Source organism: Streptomyces amakusaensis (assembly GCF_039532665.1).
In the GTDB taxonomy this organism is placed as follows: Bacteria; Actinomycetota; Actinomycetes; order Streptomycetales; family Streptomycetaceae; genus Streptomyces; species Streptomyces amakusaensis.
In genome coordinates this window covers 47,982-69,414 of record NZ_BAAASB010000019.1, presented here as the reverse complement: position 1 = coordinate 69,414, position 21,433 = coordinate 47,982, and the positions used below count along the sequence as shown (strand labels likewise).

The 21,433-nt window shown below is 70.3% G+C and carries 19 protein-coding genes; 10 read left to right on the top strand and 9 right to left on the bottom strand.

The genetic code is table 11. The annotated features are described in order from the left end of the window. The first annotated feature begins 79 nt into the window (after positions 1 to 79). Positions 80 to 1,075, top strand: a complete 996-nt coding sequence (locus ABD371_RS28315) for an ATP-binding protein (RefSeq protein ID WP_344482907.1) — start codon at positions 80 to 82, stop codon at positions 1,073 to 1,075. Here ABD371_RS28315 and ABD371_RS28310 read toward each other — a convergent pair. Then, positions 1,053 to 2,423 carry a polysaccharide deacetylase family protein gene (locus tag ABD371_RS28310; RefSeq protein WP_344482905.1) on the bottom strand — a complete coding sequence of 457 codons (1,371 nt, stop codon included), beginning with the start codon at positions 2,421 to 2,423 and terminating at the stop codon, positions 1,053 to 1,055. The genes ABD371_RS28315 and ABD371_RS28310 overlap by 23 nt on opposite strands. Positions 2,424 to 2,704: 281 nt before the next feature. Here ABD371_RS28310 and ABD371_RS28305 point away from each other — a divergent pair, with 281 nt between their 5' ends. From ABD371_RS28305 to ABD371_RS28280, 6 genes are all read left to right on the top strand, one after another. After that, positions 2,705 to 5,041: a bifunctional SulP family inorganic anion transporter/carbonic anhydrase gene (locus ABD371_RS28305; RefSeq protein ID WP_344482903.1), complete on the top strand. Its 2,337-nt coding sequence runs from the start codon at positions 2,705 to 2,707 to the stop codon at positions 5,039 to 5,041. Positions 5,042 to 5,390: 349 nt separating this feature from the next. Continuing rightward, entirely contained in the window at positions 5,391 to 7,346 is a 1,956-nt protein-coding gene (gene acs, locus ABD371_RS28300) for an acetate--CoA ligase (RefSeq protein WP_344482901.1), read from the top strand. 358 nt (positions 7,347 to 7,704) lie between these two features. Continuing rightward, entirely contained in the window at positions 7,705 to 9,099 is a 1,395-nt protein-coding gene (gene nhaA / locus ABD371_RS28295; protein ID WP_344482898.1) for a Na+/H+ antiporter NhaA, read from the top strand. 80 nt (positions 9,100 to 9,179) lie between these two features. Further along, the gene (locus tag ABD371_RS28290) at positions 9,180 to 9,635 is read left to right on the top strand and encodes a phage holin family protein (protein WP_344482895.1); all 456 of its coding nucleotides are present in this window, start codon (positions 9,180 to 9,182) and stop codon (positions 9,633 to 9,635) included. Between the two features lie 114 nt (positions 9,636 to 9,749). Beyond that, on the top strand, positions 9,750 to 10,682 hold the full coding sequence (locus tag ABD371_RS28285) for an alpha/beta fold hydrolase (RefSeq protein ID WP_344482890.1): 933 nt from the start codon (positions 9,750 to 9,752) through the stop codon (positions 10,680 to 10,682). A gap of 119 nt (positions 10,683 to 10,801) precedes the next feature. Continuing rightward, entirely contained in the window at positions 10,802 to 10,990 is a 189-nt protein-coding gene (locus ABD371_RS28280; protein WP_229868378.1) for a hypothetical protein, read from the top strand. A gap of 29 nt (positions 10,991 to 11,019) precedes the next feature. On the opposite strand, the gene ABD371_RS28275 is transcribed toward ABD371_RS28280, so the two are convergent. The 3 genes from ABD371_RS28275 to nth all read right to left on the bottom strand — a co-directional run bounded on the left by ABD371_RS28275 (position 11,020) and on the right by nth (position 14,123). Further along, positions 11,020 to 12,219, bottom strand: coding sequence for a MarP family serine protease (locus ABD371_RS28275; protein WP_344483081.1), 1,200 nt, complete (start codon positions 12,217 to 12,219; stop codon positions 11,020 to 11,022). Between the two features lie 121 nt (positions 12,220 to 12,340). After that, complete coding sequence (locus ABD371_RS28270) at positions 12,341 to 13,141, bottom strand: NUDIX hydrolase (RefSeq protein WP_344482882.1); 801 nt, start codon at positions 13,139 to 13,141, stop codon at positions 12,341 to 12,343. A 46-nt stretch (positions 13,142 to 13,187) separates the two neighbouring features. After that, complete coding sequence (gene nth, locus ABD371_RS28265; protein WP_381734949.1) at positions 13,188 to 14,123, bottom strand: endonuclease III; 936 nt, start codon at positions 14,121 to 14,123, stop codon at positions 13,188 to 13,190. Between the two features lie 246 nt (positions 14,124 to 14,369). Here nth and ABD371_RS28260 point away from each other — a divergent pair, with 246 nt between their 5' ends. Beyond that, a complete protein-coding gene (locus ABD371_RS28260) occupies positions 14,370 to 15,044 on the top strand; it encodes a Crp/Fnr family transcriptional regulator (RefSeq protein WP_190120864.1) in 675 nt (224 codons plus the stop codon). 103 nt (positions 15,045 to 15,147) lie between these two features. Here ABD371_RS28260 and ABD371_RS28255 read toward each other — a convergent pair whose 3' ends face one another. From ABD371_RS28255 to sp36, 5 genes are all read right to left on the bottom strand, one after another. Continuing rightward, a complete protein-coding gene (locus ABD371_RS28255) occupies positions 15,148 to 16,032 on the bottom strand; it encodes an SPFH domain-containing protein (RefSeq protein ID WP_190120865.1) in 885 nt (294 codons plus the stop codon). Positions 16,033 to 16,183: 151 nt separating this feature from the next. Continuing rightward, positions 16,184 to 17,014: an MBL fold metallo-hydrolase gene (locus ABD371_RS28250; protein WP_344482873.1), complete on the bottom strand. Its 831-nt coding sequence runs from the start codon at positions 17,012 to 17,014 to the stop codon at positions 16,184 to 16,186. Beyond that, on the bottom strand, positions 17,011 to 17,874 hold the full coding sequence (locus tag ABD371_RS28245; protein ID WP_344482871.1) for an NUDIX hydrolase: 864 nt from the start codon (positions 17,872 to 17,874) through the stop codon (positions 17,011 to 17,013). The genes ABD371_RS28250 and ABD371_RS28245 overlap by 4 nt, the downstream gene beginning before the upstream one ends. 209 nt (positions 17,875 to 18,083) lie before the next feature. Then, a complete protein-coding gene (locus ABD371_RS28240) occupies positions 18,084 to 18,572 on the bottom strand; it encodes a RidA family protein (RefSeq protein WP_344482869.1) in 489 nt (162 codons plus the stop codon). Next, a complete protein-coding gene (sp36, locus tag ABD371_RS28235) occupies positions 18,569 to 18,733 on the bottom strand; it encodes a Sp36 family protein (RefSeq protein WP_190120869.1) in 165 nt (54 codons plus the stop codon). Before sp36 ends, ABD371_RS28240 begins: the two co-directional genes overlap by 4 nt. 178 nt (positions 18,734 to 18,911) lie before the next feature. On the opposite strand from sp36, the gene bagA reads away from it, so the two are divergent. Further along, positions 18,912 to 19,874, top strand: coding sequence for an ATPase BagA (gene bagA / locus ABD371_RS28230; RefSeq protein ID WP_344482865.1), 963 nt, complete (start codon positions 18,912 to 18,914; stop codon positions 19,872 to 19,874). Further along, positions 19,871 to 21,367 (top strand): ArsA family ATPase, encoded by a 1,497-nt coding sequence (locus ABD371_RS28225; RefSeq protein WP_344482863.1) that lies wholly within the window; start codon positions 19,871 to 19,873, stop codon positions 21,365 to 21,367. The genes bagA and ABD371_RS28225 overlap by 4 nt, the downstream gene beginning before the upstream one ends. Positions 21,368 to 21,433 lie beyond the last annotated feature (66 nt).

Sequence of the window (21,433 nt, the reverse complement as noted above, 5' to 3'; positions counted from 1 at the left end):
CGTCCACGTCCCACCTTGGAGTGGTCTTCTTCACTCGACTTGACAGCACCAGGCAACCGAACCACTACCCTAGGTGAACATGAAGATCGCTTTCGTAGGGAAGGGCGGCAGCGGGAAGACCACGCTGTCCTCGCTCTTCATCCGCCATCTGGCCGCCAATGAAGCAGCAGTCGTCGCGGTCGACGCCGACATCAACCAGCATCTGGGGGCCGCACTCGGCCTCGACGAGGAACAGGCGGGCGCGCTGCCCGCGATGGGTGCCCAACTGCCGCTGATCAAGGACTATCTGCGCGGCTCCAACCCCCGGATCGCCTCGGCCGACACCATGATCAAGACGACTCCGCCCGGCGCGGGCTCCCGGCTGCTGCGCGTCGCCGAGGACAACCCGGTCTACGACGCCTGCGCGCGCACGGTCCGCCTCGACGACGGGGACATCCGCCTCATGGCGACCGGACCGTTCACCGAGTCGGACCTCGGGGTGGCCTGCTACCACTCCAAGGTCGGCGCGGTGGAACTCTGCCTGAACCATCTGGTCGACGGGCCCGACGAGTATGTGGTGGTCGACATGACCGCCGGGTCGGACTCCTTCGCCTCCGGGATGTTCACCCGCTTCGACATGACGTTCCTGGTGGCCGAACCGACCCGTAAGGGTGTCTCCGTCTACCGCCAGTACAAGGAGTACGCGCGGGACTTCGGCGTCGCGCTGAAGGTCGTCGGGAACAAGGTGCAGGGCCAGGACGACGTGGACTTCCTCCGCGACGAGGTGGGCGACGATCTGCTCGTCACCGTCGGGCACTCCGACTGGGTGCGGGCGATGGAGAAGGGCCGGCCGCAGCGATTCGAACTGCTGGAGGCCGAGAACCGGATGACGCTCCAGACCTTGCAGAACACAGCGGAGGACTCGTACGCCCTGCGCGACTGGGAGCGGTACACCCGCCAGATGGTCCATTTCCATCTGAAGAATGCCGAGAGCTGGGGAAACGCGAAGACGGGGGCCGATCTGGCGGCCCAGATCGACCCCGCCTTCATCCTCGGGGAGCAGTCGGCGGGCGTCAGCGCCCCGCTGCCGGCCTGACCAGAACCGGCCCGACCTGGCGCAGGGCGGCCGTGAGCCGGCTCCCGGGGTCGGCCGCCGCGCCCGGGCCCGCGGGCTCGGCGGCCGAGACCCGCTTCTCGGCCTTGGCGGGCTGACCCGCCGGGGCCACGGGCCGGGCGGCGAGGAAGGCCGTCCAGCCGCCCTTCGGGGCCTCGCCGACCTCCAGGGTGCGCAGCTTCTGAAGGACCTTCGGGTCCTGGGCGTCGAGCCAGTCGGCGAGTTGCTTGAAGGACACGCACCGCACGTCCTTCTTCACGCACACCGTGGCGATCGACTCCTCGATGGCGCGCATGTAGGTGCCGCCGTTCCAGGACTCGAAGTGGTTGCCGATGATCAGCGGGGCCCGGTTGCCCTGATACGCACGATCGAACGCCTGGACGAGACCATCGCGCATCTGGTCGCCCCAGTACTCGTGGGACGCCGGATCGCCCTTGACCGTCCCCGACTGATTGATCATGAAGTTGTAGTCCATCGACAGGGTCTCGAAGCCGCGCCCCGGGAACGGGACCAGCTGGAGCGAGAGATCCCAGAGCCCTCGGTCCTTCTCGGGCCAGATCTGGTCGTTGACACCGCTGGTGTCGTAGCGGAAGCCCAGCTCGCCCGCCGCGCGGACAAAGTTGTCCCGGCCCTCCAGACAGGGGGTACGGGCCCCGACCAGCTCCTTGTCGTAGTCGAAGGGCAGGGGTTGTTCGCCGGTCAGGCCGGAATTGGTCTTCCAGTTCTTCACAAAGGACTTGGCCTGGGTGATCTCGCTCTTCCACTCGTCGACCGACCAGGTGCCCACTCCGCCCTCCGCCCCGCAGAAGTGCCCGTTGAAGTGGGTGCCCACCTCATTGCCCTCCTGCCAGGCCGCGCGCAGCTCGCGCACGGTGGCCCTGATGCCCTCGGCGTCGTTGAAACCGATGTCGGAGCGCCCGGCGGAATGCTGCGGCGGCAGATAGAGGTCCGCCTTCTCCTCGGGCAGGAGATACACCCCGCTGAGGAAGTAGGTCATGGTGGCGTCGTACTTCTTGCCCACCTCACGGAAATGGGAGAAGAGCTTCTGGCTGTCCTCCCCCGCCCCGTCCCAGGAATACACCACGAACTGCGGGGGCGTCTGACCCGGCTTCAGCCGCTGGGGACGGAGCTGACGGGGCTGGACCCCGGTGAAGGCGGTGGAGCCGTCACCGATCATGCGCGGCGCGGCCTTGGGGGCGGCGGCGGCCTTCCTGGCTCCGGGGGTGCCTTCCTTGTCGGCGTCCGAACCGGATCCGCCGCAGCCCGCTAGTCCCGCGATCACAGCCGTGGCGGCCACACCCACGGCGACCCTCTTTGTGGCGGCCTTCATCCGCCCACCCTCTTTCATATGACTTTGTGCTTTTCGGACTGGCGTCGCCGCAGCAAAAGTCACATCGGAGGGGTCCAAGAGGGTGCGCGACGAGCCGCATTAAGCGCACTAATCACTGAATCGAGTGAAAGACTGCCCCATTTGCCCAGAAAATAAAGCCTAGGTCTTTACTCTGCATTACGATCAATTTACTGAAAGTTGAGGATCCCGCCGCTGCATGCCGTGACCCACGGCCGCGCCCCCCATTCCGCGACCGCGCCGCTCCGGAGGAGACGGGAAACATGTCCACCTGCGTCCCCACCCGCACCGAAGACCCCTCGCACAAGCCCCGGAAAGCCGGCCGGGGCGGCCCCCACAGCTCCTCGCCGACGGACGGAGGCCCCCGCCGCTTCCGCATCCGGGGCTCCGACTTCTCCGCCTCCATCGCCGTCTTCCTGATCGCGCTGCCACTCTCACTGGGCATCGCGCTCGCCACCGGCGCACCACTCCAGGCCGGGCTGGTGGCCGCCGCCGTCGGCGGAATCGTCGTCGGCCGGTTCGGCGGCGCGCCGCTTCAGGTCAGCGGGCCCGCCGCAGGGCTGACCGTCGTCACCGCCGATCTGATCCAGCAGTACGGCTGGCGCGTCACCTGCGCCATCACCGTCCTCGCGGGCTTCGCCCAACTCGGCCTCGCCGCACTGCGCGTGGCCAGATCGGCCCTCGCCGTCAGCCCGGCGATCGTCCACGGCATGCTCGCCGGCATCGGCGTGACCATCGCCCTCGCCCAACTCCACATCGTGCTCGGCGGCACCCCGCAGAGCTCCGCCGTCGAGAACGTCCGGGCGCTCCCCGCCCAGTTGGCCGCGCTGCACCCCGCCGCGATCTCGGTCAGCGCCCTGACCGTCGCCGTACTGCTGATCTGGCCCCGGATCCCGGGGCGCACCGGCCGGGTCGTACGGAAGATCCCGGCCGCGCTCGCGGCGGTGGCGGGAGCGACCACCGCCGCCGCGCTGGCCTCACTGCACCTGCCGCGCGTCGACCTCCCCTCGTGGAGCAGTCACGCCCTGCCCGGAATGCCCCAGGGGCCCGCGCTCGGCCTGGTGGCGGCCGTCCTGACCATCACCCTCGTGGCCAGTGTGGAATCGCTGCTGTCGGCGGTGGCCGTCGACAAGCTGGCGGCAGCCCGCAAGGTGCCCGACGTCCGGGTCCCGCGCGCCGATCTCGACCGGGAGCTGGCCGGTCAGGGCGCGGCCAATGTGATCTCCGGAGCGCTGGGCGGGCTGCCCATCACCGGTGTGGCCGTGCGGAGTTCGGCGAATGTCTCGGCCGGGGCCGTGAGTCGCCACTCCACCATGCTCCACGGCCTGTGGGTAGTGCTCGCCGCGCTGCTGCTGGTGCCCGTCCTCGATCTGATCCCGCTCGCCGCGCTCGCCGCGCTGGTGATGGTCGTGGGCGTCCAAATGGTCAACATCACCCATCTGCGCAGCGTGCGGCGGAACCGCGAAATGCTGGTGTACGCGGTGACGCTGGCCTCCGTCGTCGCCACCGGGGTGCTGGAGGGGGTGGCGATCGGGATCGCCGTGGCGGTCGCGGTCGCGCTGCACCGGCTGACCCGAACCCGGATCACCGAGGACGAGCAGGACGGGATCCACCGGGTGCGGGTGCGCGGGCAGTTGACCTTCCTCGCCGTGCCCCGGCTGAGCAGGGCGCTGAGCCATGTCCCGGCCGGGTCCGAGTGCGTGGTCGAGCTGGACGGCTCCTTCATGGACCACGCCGCGTTCGAGTCGCTGCACGACTGGCAGACCTCCCATGTGGCACAGGGCGGTTCGGTCGAGTTCACCGGCCGGTCCGGGTCCAGGATCAGCGAGCCCGCCTCGGAGACCCACGGCTGCTGCCGGCCCTGGACCCCCTGGCGGAACCACCACTGCGACGGCCGTCCCGAGCGCGACACCGCCCACCCTCTGGCGGACGGCGTCAGCTCCTTCCAGCGCGACACCGCCCCGCTCGTGCGGGACGAGCTGGCCCGGCTGGAGCGCGAGGGCCAGCGCCCCTCGCAGCTCTTCCTCACCTGCGCCGACTCCCGCGTGGTCACCAGCATGATCACGGCGAGTGGGCCCGGAGATCTGTTCACCGTGCGGAACATGGGCAATCTGGTTCCCCTGCCCGGCGTGGAGGGCGACGACTCGGTGGCGGCGGCGATCGAGTACGCGGTGGATGTGCTCCAGGTGGACTCGATCACCGTCTGCGGACACTCCGGCTGCGGAGCGATGCAGGCCCTGCTCTCCGCTCCCCCGGTGGGTGCGCACACCCCGCTGCGGCGCTGGCTGCGGCACGGGCTGCCGAGCCTGGAGACGATGAGAAGCAGGCACCGCTCCTGGGCGCGGATCTCCGGGCGGCTGCCCGCCGACGCGGTCGAGCAGCTCTGTCTGACCAATGTGGTGCAGCAGCTGGAGCATCTGCGGGCCCATGACTCGGTCGCCCGGCGGCTCGCCGAGGGCACACTGCGGCTGCACGGGATGTACTTCCATGTGGGCGAGGCCCAGGCCTATCTGCTCGCGAGCAGCGACGAGCATGTCTACGACGCGGTCTTCGACCGGGTAGCCCCGGCCTCCTCGTCCCTCGCGAAGGCCCGCGTCTGAAGCGTCCGAAACCGCCCCGGCCCGGGAGGGACCGTTCGGAATCAGCCATCCGGGATCGGCTGTCCGGTGGAAGTCCGGAAGAAATCCGGACCGGATGTGAACCGAACCCCCGGGCCGTCCGTGAGTACGGGTGGCCCCTCCTTCCCGCCGCCCGGGAAGGAGGGGCCACCTCTTGACCCGTCAGAACCGCCCGTCCCCGACGCCCCCCCCCACGAGGGCTCGGCCGCCATCCTGAAACCCAATAGGTCTAAACCAATTATCGGAAGGCTCTTGTCACCCGGCCCTCCGGCTGGTGAGCTATGGCGTCGGACACATACGCACAGAGGACGCCCTGGGAAAGGGAGATGTCGTGAGCAACGAAAGCCTGGCCAACCTGCTCAAGGAAGAGCGGCGATTCGCGCCGCCGACCGAGCTGGCCGCCAACGCCAATGTGACAGCGGAGGCGTACGAGCAGGCAAAGGCGGACAGGCTTGGCTTCTGGGCCGAGCAGGCGCGGAGGCTCACGTGGGCCACCGAGCCGACCGAGACCCTCGACTGGAGCAACCCGCCCTTCGCGAAGTGGTTCGCGGACGGCGAGCTGAACGTCGCGTACAACTGCGTGGACCGCCATGTCGAGGCCGGAAACGGCGACCGGGTCGCGATCCACTTCGAGGGTGAGCCCGGAGACAGCCGGGCCGTCACCTACGCCGAACTCAAGGACGAGGTCTCCCGCGCCGCGAACGCCCTGACCGAGCTGGGCGTCCGCAAGGGCGACCGGGTGGCGGTCTATCTGCCGATGATCCCCGAGGCCGCCGTGGCGATGCTGGCCTGCGCCCGCATCGGCGCCGCCCACTCGGTGGTCTTCGGCGGCTTCTCCGCCGACGCCGTCGCCTCCCGCATCCAGGACGCCGACGCCAAGCTGGTCATCACCGCCGACGGCGGCTACCGCCGGGGCAAGCCGAGCGCGCTCAAGCCCGCGATCGACGAGGCCGTCGCCAAGTGTCCGCAGGTCGAGCACGTACTGGTGGTCCGGCGCACGGGCGAGGACACCGCCTTCACCGAGGGCCGTGACGTCTGGTGGCACGACATCGTGGCCCGGCAGTCCGCCGAGCACACCCCCGAGGCCTTCGACGCGGAGAACCCGCTCTTCGTCCTCTACACCTCCGGCACCACGGGTAAGCCCAAGGGCATCCTCCACACCTCCGGCGGCTATCTGACCCAGGCCGCCTACACCCACCACGCCGTCTTCGACCTCAAGCCGGAGTCGGACGTCTACTGGTGCACCGCCGACATCGGCTGGGTGACGGGCCACTCGTACATCGTCTACGGCCCGCTGGCCAACGGCGCGACCCAGGTGATGTACGAGGGCACCCCCGACACCCCGCACCAGGGCCGGTTCTGGGAGATCGTCCAGAAGTACGGCGTCACGATCCTCTACACGGCGCCCACCGCGATCCGGACGTTCATGAAGTGGGGAGACGACATCCCCGCCAAGTTCGACCTGTCCAGCCTGCGGGTGCTCGGCTCGGTCGGTGAGCCGATCAACCCCGAGGCCTGGATCTGGTACCGGGAGCACATCGGCGCGGGCACCGCCCCCATCGTGGACACCTGGTGGCAGACCGAGACCGGCGCGATGATGATCTCGCCGCTGCCGGGTGTCACCGAGACCAAGCCCGGCTCCGCCCAGCGCGCGCTGCCCGGCATCGCGGCGACGGTCGTGGACGACGAGGCCAACGAGGTGCCGAACGGCGGTGGCGGCTATCTGGTCCTCACCGAGCCGTGGCCGTCGATGCTGCGCACCATCTGGGGCGACGACCAGCGGTTCATCGACACCTACTGGTCGCGCTTCGAGGGCAAGTACTTCGCCGGCGACGGTGCGAAGAAGGACGACGACGGAGACATCTGGCTGCTCGGCCGGGTCGACGACGTGATGCTCGTCTCCGGGCACAACATCTCGACCACCGAGGTCGAGTCCGCGCTGGTCTCGCACCCCAAGGTCGCCGAGGCGGCGGTCGTGGGCGCGGTCGACGAGACCACCGGACAGGCGATCGTGGCGTTCGTCATCCTGCGCGGCACGGCCTCGGAGGACGAGGGCCTGGTCGCGGAGTTGCGCAACCATGTGGGCACCACCCTCGGCCCGATCGCCAAGCCCAAGCGGATCCTGCCGGTGGCGGAGCTGCCCAAGACCCGCTCGGGCAAGATCATGCGCCGTCTGCTGCGCGATGTCGCGGAGAACAGGCAGCTGGGCGATGTCACCACGCTCACCGACTCCTCCGTGATGGATCTGATCCAGACCCGGCTGCCGGGCGCTTCCTCGGAGGACTGACCCGACGCTCCGCGTCACACGGCGAACACCCCGCACGGGCACCCGGCGCCACAGCGCGCCGGGTGCCCGCGCGCGTTTCCGCCGACCGCGCCCCCTCGTACCAGCGCCCCACGCCCCTTCGTACTCCGGCGGACAGCCCCGTACACCCAAACGCGCCAATGGCCCGCTTTGCCCATAAAGTAAAAACAAGTGAAGATCACCGGATATGCCCACCGCACCCCGCGATCGGCGCCCCTGAGGGCTTGCGCCCTTGGGTAAGGTAATGACCGCGTCAATAAAGCGACAAGAAAACTAGGTGCGCCGGGAAGTCTGGTCGGCATGTGCTTCGCCCTGCCCGACCGACCGGAGGTTCCCCCGTATGGCCGCCGCACCCAGCCCCCGTAAATTCCTCGGCCGGCTCCCGCTGCCCGAGCGCACCTTCGTGACCGATGCCCTGCGCACCGAGACCGTGGGCGGCGTTCTTCTCCTCATCGCCGCCATCGCCGCGCTGATCTGGGCGAACACCCCCCTCAGCGGCAGCTACGACGCACTGCGCGACTTCCACATAGGCCCGGCGGCCCTGGGCCTGGATCTGTCCATCCAGCACTGGGCCGCCGACGGACTCCTCGCGATCTTCTTCTTCGTCGCGGGCATCGAGCTCAAGCGGGAGCTGGTCGCCGGTGAGCTGAGCGACCCCAAGGCCGCCGCGCTCCCCGTCATCGCCGCGATCTGCGGCATGGCCGTGCCGGCGCTCGTCTACATCCTGGTCAACACCGTCGGCGGCGGCTCCACCGACGGCTGGGCCGTCCCCACCGCCACCGACATCGCCTTCGCCCTCGCCGTGCTCGCGGTCCTCGGCGCCTCGCTGCCGTCCGCGCTCCGGGCGTTCCTGCTGACACTCGCCGTCGTGGACGACCTCTTCGCCATACTGATCATCGCCGTCTTCTTCACCAGCGAGCTGAACTTCGCGGCCCTCGGCGGCGCGGTCATCGGCCTCGCCGTCTTCTGGGTGCTGCTCCGCAAGGGCGTACGCGGCTGGTACATCTACATCCCGCTGGCCCTGGTCATCTGGGGGCTGATGTACAACAGCGGCGTCCACGCCACCATCGCGGGCGTCGCCATGGGTCTGATGCTGCGCTGCACCCGCCGCGAGGGCGAGGAGCACTCCCCCGGTGAGCACATCGAGCATCTGGTGCGCCCCCTCTCGGCGGGGCTGGCCGTACCGCTCTTCGCGCTGTTCTCCGCCGGCGTCGCCGTCTCCGGCAGCGCCCTCGGCGATGTCTTCACCCAGCCGGAGACCCTGGGTGTCGTCCTCGGCCTGGTGGTCGGCAAGGCCGTCGGCATCTTCGGCGGCACCTGGCTCGCGGCGCGCTTCACCCGGGCGGAGCTGAACGAGGAGCTGGCCTGGCCGGATGTCTTCGCCGTCGCCACCCTCGCCGGAATCGGCTTCACGGTCTCCCTGCTCATCGGCGAACTCGCCTTCGCCGGGGACTCCGCGCTCACCGACGAGATCAAGGCGTCGGTGCTGGTCGGATCGCTGATCGCCGCCGTGCTCGCGGGCATTCTGCTCAAGCTCCGGGTGCGCACCTACCGGGCTCTCGTCGACGCCGAGGAGCGCGACGAGGACCAGGACGGCATCCCCGACGTCTATGAGCAGGACAATCCGGAGTACCACGTGCGGATGGCGGAGATCTACGAGAAGAAGGCCGCCGAACACCGCCGGCTTGCGGAAGTCGCGGGGGCGTCGCGCGGCGACGACGGCGGTCCGGCATGATCTGATGTCGGACCCGGGAAGTTTTCCGGGACGTGACGAGGAACAGAAGAGTCTCGGACCCCAGGAGAGAGGGAGCAGCGATGAGCGACCCCGGCAGCAGTGCCGAGCGCAGTCTCGGGCAGCTGGTCGCCTCGGCGACCGCCGAGATGTCCGCCCTTGTGCACGATGAGATCGCACTGGCCAAGGCGGAGCTGAGACAGGACGTCAAACGCGGCGCGATCGGCTCCGTGGCCATAGTCGTCGCGGGGGTGCTCGCACTCTTCTCGCTGCCCGTGTTCAGCTTCGCGGCGGCGTACGGCATCCATAATCTGGGACTCGGTCTCGCCTGGTCGTTCCTGATCGTGGGCGGGGCGTTCGTGGTGCTGGCCGTGGTGCTGGCGCTGCTGTCGATCTCCAAGTTCAAGAAGGTCAAGCCGCCGGAGCGGTCCATCGCCTCGGCGAAGGAGACGGCGGCCGTCCTCCAGAACGCCAAGCCGCACCCCCGGGGCACGGCGCTCCTTCCGGAGCCCCACCCGCAGGAGCGGATCCCGGCCTGACCCCCGGCCGGGTCCCTGGCCGGATCCCCGGTCCGCGCGCCGCGAGGGGAGCCCGTCCCCCCGCCCGGGCGGACGGGAGAACACGAAATGCTCGGGTATGGCACGCTCGTCAGCATGACGGCCCCTGAAACCGGTAATGGCAGCCCCGTGCGCATCGATGGGCCCTGGACCCATCGCGACGTGGCGGCCAATGGCGCGCGCTTCCACATCGCCGAGATGGGCGACGGGCCGCTGGTGCTCCTCCTCCACGGTTTCCCGCAGTTCTGGTGGACCTGGCGGCATCAGCTGCCCGCGCTCGCCGACGCCGGTTACCGGGCGGTGGCGATGGATCTGCGCGGAGTGGGCGGCAGCGACCGTACGCCGAGGGGGTACGACCCCGCCAACCTCGCGCTCGACATCACCGGTGTGGTGCGCTCGCTCGGCGAGCCGGACGCGGCGCTGGTCGGTCATGATCTGGGCGGCTATCTGGCGTGGACGGCGGCGGTGATGCGGCCGAAGCTGGTGCGCAGACTGGCGGTGTCCTCGATGCCGCATCCGCGCCGCTGGCGCTCGGCGATGATCTCGGACTTCTCGCAGAGCCGGGCCGGATCGTACATCTGGGGCTTCCAGCGGCCGTGGCTGCCCGAGCGGCAGCTGGTCGCCGACGGCGGCGCGCTGGTGGGAGAGCTGATCCAGGAGTGGTCGGGCCCCACGCCGCCGGAGGAGTCCGCGCTGGAGGCCTACCGGCGGGCCATGTGCATCCCGTCGACGGCCCACTGCTCGATCGAGCCGTACCGGTGGATGGTGCGGTCGATGGCCAGGCCGGACGGGATTCAGTTCAACCGCCGGATGAAGCGCCCGGTACGGGTGCCGACGCTGCATCTGCACGGCTCGCTGGATCCGGCGATGCGCACCCGCAGCGCGGCCGGCTCGGGCGAGTATGTGGAAGCGCCGTACCGCTGGCGGCTCTTCGACGGCCTCGGGCACTTCCCGCACGAGGAGGATCCGGTGGCGTTCTCGTCGGAGCTGATCAACTGGCTCAAGGACCCGGAGCCCGACCGCCGCTAGCCTTGGCTGCGCACAGGCGGCGAACACTTGTCCCACGAACAGCCAATTGCCCGGCGCATAGGCCAATTGGGCACTCCTGGCACGATTACCGACCTTGGGGCACGGGCACACGTCCCGGTATGGGCTTGACGTACGACTACGGTGACGCGGCACGCAACCGTCGCTCGGCCAATGGGTCGAGCACTCATGACAGCGATGGCCCGCGAGGCCAGAGCCATGATGACGCCGGGCAGGGGATAGGGATTCCCCGCATTCTCAGGCGTCGCGCCCGCTGGGTGTCCGCACGTCTGCGGCACACCCTCCACTGACGGGCCCGGGGCCCCTCGGGCCCCGGGGCCTACAGCGCGCAGCCCTGGCTGTCCACCTCTTGATTGGCCGACAGGCCCGCCGAGATGTCTTCGGCGATCTCGTCCACCGTCAGGGCGTAGCCGGTCTCCGGGTCGTCGAGCGACCGGGCGAAGATGACTCCGTAGACCTTGCCCTCCGGGGTGAGGAGCGGTCCGCCGGAGTTGCCCTGGCGGACGGTGGTGAACAGGGAGTAGACGTCGCGGCCGACGGTACCCCGGTGATAGATGTCGGGGCCGTCGGCGTTGATCCGGCCGCGGACCCGGGCGGAGCGGACGTCGTACGCGCCGTTCTCCGGGAAGCCGGCGACGATGGCACCGTCACCGCTGCGGGCGTCAGGCCTCGCGAACTCCAGCGGCTCGGCCCTGAGGTCGGGCACGTCGAGTACGGCGATGTCGCGCTGCCAGTCGTAGAGGACGACCTTGGCGTCGTACAGCCGCCCCTCTCCGCCGATCTGCACGGTCGGCTCGTCGACCCCGCCCACGACATGGGCGTTGGTCATGACCCGGCGTTCGCCGAAGACGAACCCGGTGCCTTCGAGGACCTTGTTGCAGCTCTGCGCCGTGCCGACGACCTTGACGATGGACTTCTGGGCGCGGGCGGCGACGGGGCTGCCGACGAGCGCCGGGTCCGGGGGCTCGACCTCGGTGATCGGCTCATTGGCGAAGCGGCTGAAGACCTGCGGCAGGCCGTTCTGCGCGAGAACGGAGGAGAAGTCGGTGAACCAGGTGGATGCCTGATCCGGCATCACCCGGGAGACACCCAGCAGCACCTTGGAGCTGCGGACCTCCTTGCCGAGCGTGGGCAGCGTCGTCCCGGCGAGGGCGGAGCCGATCAGCCAGGCGACCAGCAGCATGGCGACCACATTGACCAGCGCGCCGCCGGTGGCGTCCAGGACGCGCCCCGGTGACCAGGTGATGTACCGGCGCAGTTTGTTGCCGAGGTGGGTGGTGAAGGCCTGGCCCACCGAGGCGCAGACGATCACGACGACGACGGCTATCACCGCGGCGGTCGTGGACACCTCGGAGTCGTTCGTCAGTTTGTCCCAGATCACGGGCAGCAGATAGACCGCGATCAGCCCGCCGCCGAGGAATCCGATCACCGACAGAATGCCGACGACGAAGCCCTGGCGATAGCCGACGATCGCGAACCACACGGCGGCGACCAGCAACAGGATGTCCAGCACGTTCACCGTCATTTGCCTCGCAGATTCTTCGCCTTCGTCACCGGACGGTGGGTCCGGCGCGCCCCCTGGGTCCGTGCCCGAACCGTGGCCGGTGCCTCCACCGCACGTGGTTCGGGAGCTCAGCCTGTCATGCGTGCCAGTCCAGCGGGAGCTTCCGATTCCGGTCCCAGGGGCGCTCCCAGCCGGCGTGGTGCAGGATCCGGTCGATCAGACCGGCCGTGAAACCCCAGACCAGAGCCCCTTCGACGGTGAAGGCCGGGCCGAGGTGGCCCCGGGGGTGCACGGCGTTGGCGCGGTTCGCCGGATCCGTGAGATCCGCCACGGGGACGGTGAAGACCCGCGCCGTCTCGGCGAGGTCGACCGCTCCCACCGGGCTGGGGGTGTGCCACCAGCCCAGGACGGGGGTGACGATGAACTGGCTCACCGGGATGTAGAGCCTGGGGAGCACGCCGAAGAGCTGCACCCCGGACGGGTCGAGTCCGGTCTCCTCCTCGGCCTCGCGCAGCGCGGCCCGCAGCGGCCCGGTGGTGGCCGGGTCGCCGTCCTCGGGGTCGAGCGAGCCGCCGGGGAAGGCGGGCTGGCCCGCGTGCGAGCGCAGGGTGCCCGAGCGCTCCATCAGCAGCAGCTCGGGGCCGGCTGCGCCCTCGCCGAAGAGGATCAGTACGGCGGACTGGCGGCCCCGGCCGCTCTCGGGCGGCAGAAAGCTGCTGAGCTGCTGGGGTTCAAGGGTGTCGGCGGCACGGGCCACGGGGCTCAGCCACGGGGGCAGGCCCTCGGCGGTGACGGTGATCTCCGCGTCGGACGGGGTCCGGCACGCCCCGGGCACGGGCACGGCCGCGCCCTGTGGCGCGGGGCCGTGCGCGGACGGCCCGCCGCGCGGGCCGGACCCGCCGGCCGGGCCGTTGCACGTCTCTTCCCCTGTACGCATGGGCACCCCCTCGTTCACAACGCCCCGGGGCGCTCGGATCGTTCCGTCACCCGGTCTCCCCCGGGGTGGCCGCCGGCCGCGCCGGTGCGCCCGGGTAGTCCGGGGGCGGGCTCAGCCGCTGGCCCGGCTGGCCGCCCATCTCGTACTTCAGAAGCTTCTGGGCCTTCTCGGGGTCCGTCTCGCCCTCGCCGTACGAGGGACAGAGATGCGCGATCGGGCAGGCTCCGCACGCGGGCTTGCGGGAGTGGCAGATCCGGCGGCCGTGGAAGATCACCCGATGGGAGAGCATCGTCCACTCGGATTTCGGGAAGATCTCGGCGATCTCCGCCTCGACCTTCACCGGATCCTCCTGGGTGGTCCACTTCCAGCGGCGCACCAGCCGGCCGAAGTGGGTGTCCACGGTGATCCCGGGGACCCCGAAGGCATTGCCGAGGACCACGAAGGCCGTCTTCCGGCCGACGCCGGGCAGGGTGACCAGATCCTCCAGGCGGCCGGGGACCGTACCCCCGTAGGAATCCCGCAGGGCGGCGGAGAGGCCCAGCAGCGACTTGGCCTTGGCCCGGAAGAAACCGGTGGGGCGGATGATCCCCTCCAGCTCCTCGGGGTCGGCCGCGGCCAGATCCTCGGGCGTGGGGTACTTCGCGAAGAGCGCCGGGGTCGTCTGGTTCACCCTCAGGTCGGTGGTCTGGGCGGAGAGGACCGTGGCGACGAGCAGCTCGAAGGGGTTGCGGAAGTCCAGCTCCGGATGGGCGTACGGATAGATCTCGGCGAGTTCGCGGTTGATCCGGCGCGCACGGCGGACCATGGCCAGCCGGGACTCGGGCTTGGCCCCGGATCCCCGCGACACCGACCGGACTGGCGTTTTAGACTGATGTGCGGCTTTTTGGGCGCTGGTCGATGACTGTTCGCCCACAGCGGAATCATCTGGGGAGGAGACTCCTCCAGCCCCCTTGGCCTGCGCTCTCACCGGTGAGTTGGACACCCGGCAAGCCTACGGTCCACCACTGACATCCGCCCCGGTCACCGGTAATCCGGACCCAATCGGGCCCCTGCCGCACGAACAGACTCTCCCGTGCGTCAGACTTGTTGTGATTGATCGCACGAATATTTACTTTGCCAGGGGCCCGCAGTGGACAGACTGTCCTACGCGGTGTCCCCCTGACCGGCACTGTACGGTCCGGCATCATGGGGGCCACGGTCCCTGAGCAGGTCGACAAGGAGAGAACTCGTGGACGACGTTCTGCGGCGCGCCCCGCTCTTCGCGGCGCTCGATGACGAACAGGCATCGGAGCTCCGCGGCTCGATGAGTGAGGTGACGCTCGCCCGTGGCGACGCGCTCTTCCACGAGGGCGACCCCGGTGACCGCCTCTATGTGGTCACCGAGGGCAAGGTGAAGCTCCACCGCACGTCCCCCGACGGCCGCGAGAACATGCTCGCCGTCCTCGGCCCGGGCGAGCTGATCGGCGAGCTGTCCCTCTTCGACCCGGGTCCGCGTACGGCCACCGCCACCGCGCTGACCGAGGTCAAGCTGCTCGGCCTGGGCCACGGCGACCTCCAGCCCTGGCTGAACGCCCGGCCCGAGGTGGCCACCGCGCTGCTGCGCGCGGTCGCCCGCCGGCTGCGCAAGACCAACGACCAGATGTCCGACCTGGTCTTCTCCGATGTGCCGGGCCGGGTCGCCCGCGCCCTCCTGGATCTGTCGCGCCGCTTCGGCGTGCAGTCGGAGGAGGGCATCCACGTCGTGCACGACCTGACCCAGGAAGAGCTGGCCCAGCTCGTCGGCGCCTCCCGCGAGACCGTGAACAAGGCGCTCGCCGACTTCGCGCAGCGCGGCTGGCTGCGGCTGGAGGCCCGCGCGGTGATCCTGCTGGACGTGGAGCGCCTCGCCAAGCGTTCCCGCTGACCAAAAACGCGTACACACGCGATACGGCGAAGGGCCGCCCGGAAACCTCCGGGCGGCCCTTCGCCGTATCGCCTCCGGGGCCGTGAGCGCCCCGCAGGGCGGCTCAGCCGCGCTTGCCGTCCACGATCACCGGGGTGTCGCCGCCGTCGCCGCAGGGCACCGCGTAGACCGGGTTCTTGGCCGCCGCCTCCTTGAAGGCGTCGATGCACTGGTTCATGAGGACCTTGTCGCTGAGCGAGTCGTTGAGGATCTTGTTCGCCCGGGCGATGCCCTCGGCCTCGATCCGCCGGCGCTCCGCCTCCGCCTCCGCCGTGCGCGCCGCCTCGGTCGCCCGCTCGGTCGACTGCTGCTGCTGGATCTTGCGGTCGATCTGGCCCTGGAGCTGGTCGGACGGCTTCACATTGCGGAGATTGACCGTGGTCACATCGATGCCGCGCGGGGCCAGCCGCTCCTTGATCAGATCACCGATCTCGGTGTTGATCTTCTCTCGGGCCGAGGAGTAGCCCTGCTCGCTGGTGTGGCGGGCGAAGACATTGCGGATGATCTCCCGGCTGTCCGGGAAGACCAGCCGCTGCTGGATGGCCCCTTCGCTGCCCGCGAGCTTGTACAGCTCGACCGCCTTGGCGGGCGTCACCGCCCACTTCACGGTGACCTCCACGTACATCACGCCGCCCTGCTTGGAGCGGACCTCGACCACGTCCTTGTCGGAGAGGTTGAGGTCGACGGGACGGGTGGAGAAGGTGGTGACGTTGGTGAACGGCGAGGTGATGTTCATGCCCGAGGTCATGGGCGAGCCGACCTTGCCGAAGGTGACCGGCACGCCGACCTCGTAGGCGCTGATCACATGCACACAGCTGGCCACACCGGAGAAGAGGCCGGCTATCAGCGCGCCCAGAGCGCCGAACTTGAGCGCCTTGCGCTCAAGGCTGCGGCCGACGAAGAACAGCGTCACCGCCGCGATGGTGAGCAGGACGAACAAGACGAACACGGAGAACCCCCCAAAGAATGCCAAAGGTAAGCGGAGCGTAAAGCACTCGTCAGAGCTTCCGACGCCCGGGGGGCCGCACCGGTTCTCCGCCCGCCGCGCCCGGAGCCCGGACCGCGGCCCGGCCCCGGCCGGAGGGGCACGGCGGACGGGCTCAGATCAGCCCGCGCTCCCGCAGATACGCCAGCTGCGCCAGCACCGACAGCTCCGCCGCGGGCCACAGGGACCGGTCCACGTCCGCGTACACCCGTGCCACGACCTCCGGGGCCGTACGGAGGCCCTCCTCGGCCGCCGTCTCCACCTGGGCGAGCCGGTGCGCACGGTGGGCGAGGTAGAACTCCACCGCGCCCTGGGCGTCGTCCAGCACCGGCCCGTGGCCCGGCAGGACCGTACTCACCCCGTCGTCCACCGTCAGCGAGCGCAGCCGCCGCAGCGAGTCGAGGTAGTCGCCGAGCCGGCCGTCCGGATGGGCGACCATCGTCGTCCCGCGGCCCAGGACGGTGTCCCCGGTGAGCACGGCCCGGTCGGCCGGCAGATGGAAGGAGAGGGAGTCCGAGGTGTGCCCCGGAGTGGGTACGACCCTCAGCTCCAGGCCTCCGACCTCGATCGCCTGCCCCGCCGTGAGCCCCTCGTCGCCGAGCCGGAGCGCCGGGTCCAGGGCGCGGACGCCGGTGCGGGTCAGCTCCGCGAACCGCCCCGCGCCCTCGGCGTGGTCGGGGTGGCCGTGGGTGAGCAGCGTCAGGGCGATCCGTTTGCCCGCCCGCTCGGCGGTGGCGACGACACGGCGGAGGTGTACGTCGTCCAGCGGGCCCGGGTCGACGACCACGGCGAGATCGGAGTCCGGCTCGGAGAGGATCCAGGTGTTGGTGCCGTCGAGGGTCATCGCCGAGGGATTGGGAGCGAGGACATTGACCGCCCGCGCGGTGGCGGGCCCGGAGAGCACACCGCCGCGCGGCTGCCCCGGCAGAGACGCCGCATCGGTCACCGTGAGCCCCCTGCCGGAATGTGCTTGGTGAATTCCTCGTGCCCCGGCCAGCTGAGCACGACTTCCCCGTGCTCCACCCTGGCCCTCGCCAGGACGGGCGTCAGATCCTGTCCGGCCGCCGCCGCCAGCGCCTCGGCGACGGTGCCGTACGGGAGAAGGGATCTGAGCGTGGCCACCGTCGGCGGCATCATCAGCAGCTCGCCCCGGTCGTACCCGGCGATCGCCTCCTCGGGGCGGATCCACACCGTACGGTCCGCCTCCGTCGAGGCGTTCCGGGTGCGCTGCCCCTCGGGCAGGACCGCGACAAAGAACCAGGTGTCATAACGGCGCGGCTCGAACTCCGGGGTGATCCAGCGCGCCCAGGCTCCGAGCAGATCCGAGCGCAGCACCAGCCCCCGGCGGTCCAGGAAGTCGGCGAAGGCCAGCTCCCGGTCGACCAGCGCCCGCCGGTCGGCCTCCCACTCCTCCCCCGTGGTGTCGCCGATCACCGTGTCCGGGGTACGGCCCGCCAGCAGCACCCCCGACTCCTCATAGGTCTCTCTGACCGCGGCGCACACAATGGCCTGGGCCGACGCCTCGTCCACCCCGAGCCGGGCGGCCCAGACCGCGAGGGAGGGCCCGGCCCAGCGGACCGGGCGCGCGTCGCGGGCGTCCACACCGCCGCCCGGATAGGCGTACGCGCCTCCCGCGAAGGCCATGGAGGCGCGTCGGCGCAGCATGTGGACGGCGGGGCGGTCCGGTGCGCCGCGCAGCAGCAGCACGGTCGCGGCCCGTCTGGGCGGAGCGGGGGTGAGTTCGCCGTCGGCGAGTGCGCGAATCCGGTCCGGCCACTCCGGTGGGTACCACTGACCATTGGGCATGGCCGGATGCTAAACGCTCGCACCCGGATGTTCGAGGGGTCACCCTCGCGTGCCCGCCGCCGACGGGCGGGCACGGATGTTTCACGTGGAACACGCGCGGCCCGGTGTCCCGCCACCGTAGCGCCCGCCGTCGCGCCCGCCGGGAAACGGCGGGCGCGTGGACGCCACGACACCGGAGGCGTGCCGCCGCGCGGCGGCGTTCCGGCCCGTCAGTCCTGAAGGAGTTCCACCTGGAGCTCGACCTCGACCGGAGCGTCCAGCGGAAGCACCGCGACCCCCACCGCGCTGCGCGCGTGGACGCCCTTGTCGCCGAGCACCTCGCCCAGCAGTTCACTCGCACCGTTGAGGACGGCGGGCTGGCCGGTGAAGTCCGCGGCGGACGCCACAAAACCGACGACCTTCACCACTCGCGCGATCCGGTCCAGATCCCCGGCGACCGACTTCACGGCGGCCAGGGCGTTGAGCGCGCAGATCCGGGCGAGCTGCTTGGCCTCCTCGGCGGTGACCTCGGCCCCCACCTTCCCGGTGACCGGGAGCTGACCGTCCACCATCGGGAGCTGGCCCGCCGTGTAGACGTACGGCCCCGAGACGACGGCCGGCTGGTACGCGGCCAGCGGCGGCACCACGTCCGGGAGGGTCAGGCCCAGCTCCGCGAGCCTCGCCTCGACCGCACCGGAGGTGCCGGGCGCACCGGTCACGAGGACTTCTCCCGCTTCAGGTAGGCGACGAGCTGCTCGGGGTTGTTCGGTCCGGGAACGACCTGGACCAGCTCCCAGCCGTCCTCGCCCCAGGTGTCCAGGATCTGCTTGGTCGCGTGCACGAGGAGGGGCACGGTGGCGTACTCGAATTTCGTGGTCATGAAGCCAGACTGTAGCCGCACGGATGAGCGCCTCCGCGCCCAGCCAGGGGACGCCGCCCGAAGCCGTCCCCGCACTGCCCGCCGCCCGCCCGCCGGGACGGGCGCGCCCGTCCCGGCGTGACGCAGCACGCACACGACTCGTGCGTAGCGCGGGGCCCGACTGGTTAGGCTCGAATGTGTGAGCAGGCTCCAGGTCGTCAGCGGCAAAGGCGGCACCGGTAAGACGACGGTCGCCGCCGCCCTCGCGCTCGCCCTCGCGACCGAGGGAAAGCGGACTCTTCTCGTCGAGGTCGAGGGGAGACAAGGCATCGCCCAGCTCTTCGAGACGGAGGCCCTTCCGTACGAGGAGCGGAAGATCGCCGTCTCCTCCGGCGGGGGCGAGGTCTTCGCGCTGGCCATAGACGCCGAGCGGGCGCTTCTGGACTACCTCCAGATGTTCTACAAGCTCGGCGGCGCGGGGCGCGCGCTCAAGAAGCTCGGCGCGATCGACTTCGCGACGACCATCGCCCCCGGGGTTCGCGATGTGCTGCTGACCGGCAAGGCGTGCGAGGCGGTGCGCCGGCGTACCAAGCAGGGCTCCTACGCTTACGACTACGTCGTCATGGACGCGCCGCCCACCGGTCGCATCACCCGGTTCCTCAACGTGAACGACGAGGTGGCGGGACTGGCGAAGTTCGGCCCGATACACAACCAGGCCCAGGCGGTGATGCGGGTGCTGAAGTCGCCGCAGACCGCGGTCCATCTGGTGACCCTGCTGGAGGAGATGCCGGTCCAGGAGACCGCCGACGGCGTCGCCGAGCTGCGGGCGGCCGATCTCCCGGTCGGCAAGGTGATCGTGAACATGGTGCGCCCGCACATCCTGGACGAGGAAGCGGTGCGCAGCGCGGCGGGCGACCGGCGCGGGGAGATCGCCGAGGTGCTCGCGGCGGCCGGGGTGAGCGGTGCCTCCGAGCTGGTCACCCCGCTTCTCGAACAGGCGGCGGACCACGCCCAGCGGGTGGAGCTGGAGCGGGAGCAGCGGGCCGCGCTGAATCAGCTGGATCTGCCGTCGTACGAACTCCCGCTGCTGAGCGAGGGGGTCGATCTCGCCGGGCTCTACCAACTGGCGAGGGAACTGCGGAAGCAAGGGACCGGTTCATGACCCTGGACGCGTCGGTGACGCCTCTCGAAGTCGACTCGCTCATCGACGACCCGGCCACCCGCATCATCGTGTGCTGCGGTTCGGGCGGCGTCGGGAAGACGACGACCGCAGCCGCCCTGGGTGTGCGCGCCGCCGAGCGCGGCCGCCGGGTGGTCGTGCTGACCATCGACCCGGCCCGGCGGCTGGCCCAGTCACTGGGGATCGACTCGCTCGACAACACCCCGCGCAGGGTCAAGGGCATAGCGCCGGGCGGCGGCGCGGCCCCGGGTGGCTCGGCCTCCGGCGGCGACCGTCCCGAGGGCGACCGTCCCGAGGGCGAACTGCACGCCATGATGCTCGACATGAAGCGGACCTTCGACGAGATCGTGGAGACGCACGCCGATCCCGAGCGCGCGCGGGCGATCCTGGAGAACCCCTTCTACCAGTCCCTGTCGGCCGGTTTCGCCGGTACGCAGGAGTACATGGCGATGGAGAAGCTGGGCCAGCTCCGGGCCAGGGACGAGTGGGACCTGATCGTGGTCGACACTCCGCCCTCGCGCAGCGCGCTGGACTTCCTGGACGCGCCCAAGCGGCTCGGGTCGTTCCTGGACGGGAAACTGATCAAGCTGCTGGCGGCCCCGGCCCGGATGGGCGGCCGGGCGGGCATGAAGTTCCTCAATGTCGGTATGTCGATGATGACCGGGACACTCGGCAAGCTGCTGGGCAGTCAGCTGCTGCGGGACGTACAGACCTTCGTGGCGGCGATGGACACGATGTTCGGCGGCTTCCGGACCAGGGCGGATGCCACCTACCGCCTGCTCCAGGCTCCCGGCACGGCTTTCCTGGTGGTCGCGGCACCGGAGCGGGACGCGCTGCGGGAGGCGGCGTACTTCGTGGAGCGGCTGGCGGCCGAGGAGATGCCGCTGGCCGGGCTGGTGCTCAACCGGGTTCACGGCAGTGGCGCGGACCGGCTCTCTGCGGAGCGGGCCCTTGGCGCGGCGGAGATCCTCGCGTCGGAACTCGCCCAGGAATCGGGGTCGGAGGACGCTTCCGGACCCGCTGGATCCGCTCCGGAAAATGAGTCAAAAAATCTTGACGACGGTGGCATTGTCGATCAGGGGGGAGGGAAGACTGATGTTCGTGAGGCCACGGACGCCTCTCCCGAAGCCCCGACCGTGGATCACACCCCCGCGCATCCCCCTGCGCACACCCCCGAGCCCGACCACCGCCCCGTCGACTCCGGCACGCCCGCCACGGCGCGCCCTGGCAGCCCTGGTACAGCAGACGACCACAGCACCGAGCAGCTGACGGCCGGCCTCTTGCGTCTGCACGCCGAAAGGATGCAGGTACTCGCACGCGAACAGCGCACACGCGACCGCTTCACCGCGCTTCATCCCGAGGTGGCCGTGGCGCAAGTGGCCGCGCTCCCCGGTGATGTACACGATCTGGCAGGCCTTCGGGCCATCGGAGACCAGCTGGCAACCGGCACCACACCGCCGGTCGAGGCCGTATAGGCCGTATCGGCGGCACCGGGTTCTCATAAGACCGACGCTCCGCGGGATCGTCCGCGTCGATTCGGT

Excerpts from the sequence above, each read along its gene's own strand:
- ABD371_RS28315 (WP_344482907.1), top strand. The coding sequence starts at position 80 with ATGAAGATCGCTTTCGTAGGGAAGGGCGGCAGCGGGAAGACCACGCTG.
- ABD371_RS28310 (WP_344482905.1), bottom strand. The coding sequence starts at position 2,423 with ATGAAGGCCGCCACAAAGAGGGTCGCCGTGGGTGTGGCCGCCACGGCT.
- ABD371_RS28305 (WP_344482903.1), top strand. The coding sequence starts at position 2,705 with ATGTCCACCTGCGTCCCCACCCGCACCGAAGACCCCTCGCACAAGCCC.
- nhaA (WP_344482898.1), top strand. The coding sequence starts at position 7,705 with ATGGCCGCCGCACCCAGCCCCCGTAAATTCCTCGGCCGGCTCCCGCTG.
- ABD371_RS28290 (WP_344482895.1), top strand. The coding sequence starts at position 9,180 with ATGAGCGACCCCGGCAGCAGTGCCGAGCGCAGTCTCGGGCAGCTGGTC.
- ABD371_RS28285 (WP_344482890.1), top strand. The coding sequence starts at position 9,750 with ATGACGGCCCCTGAAACCGGTAATGGCAGCCCCGTGCGCATCGATGGG.
- ABD371_RS28280 (WP_229868378.1), top strand. The coding sequence starts at position 10,802 with ATGGGCTTGACGTACGACTACGGTGACGCGGCACGCAACCGTCGCTCG.
- ABD371_RS28270 (WP_344482882.1), bottom strand. The coding sequence starts at position 13,141 with ATGCGTACAGGGGAAGAGACGTGCAACGGCCCGGCCGGCGGGTCCGGC.
- ABD371_RS28245 (WP_344482871.1), bottom strand. The coding sequence starts at position 17,874 with ATGCCCAATGGTCAGTGGTACCCACCGGAGTGGCCGGACCGGATTCGC.
- sp36 (WP_190120869.1), bottom strand. The coding sequence starts at position 18,733 with ATGACCACGAAATTCGAGTACGCCACCGTGCCCCTCCTCGTGCACGCG.
- ABD371_RS28225 (WP_344482863.1), top strand. The coding sequence starts at position 19,871 with ATGACCCTGGACGCGTCGGTGACGCCTCTCGAAGTCGACTCGCTCATC.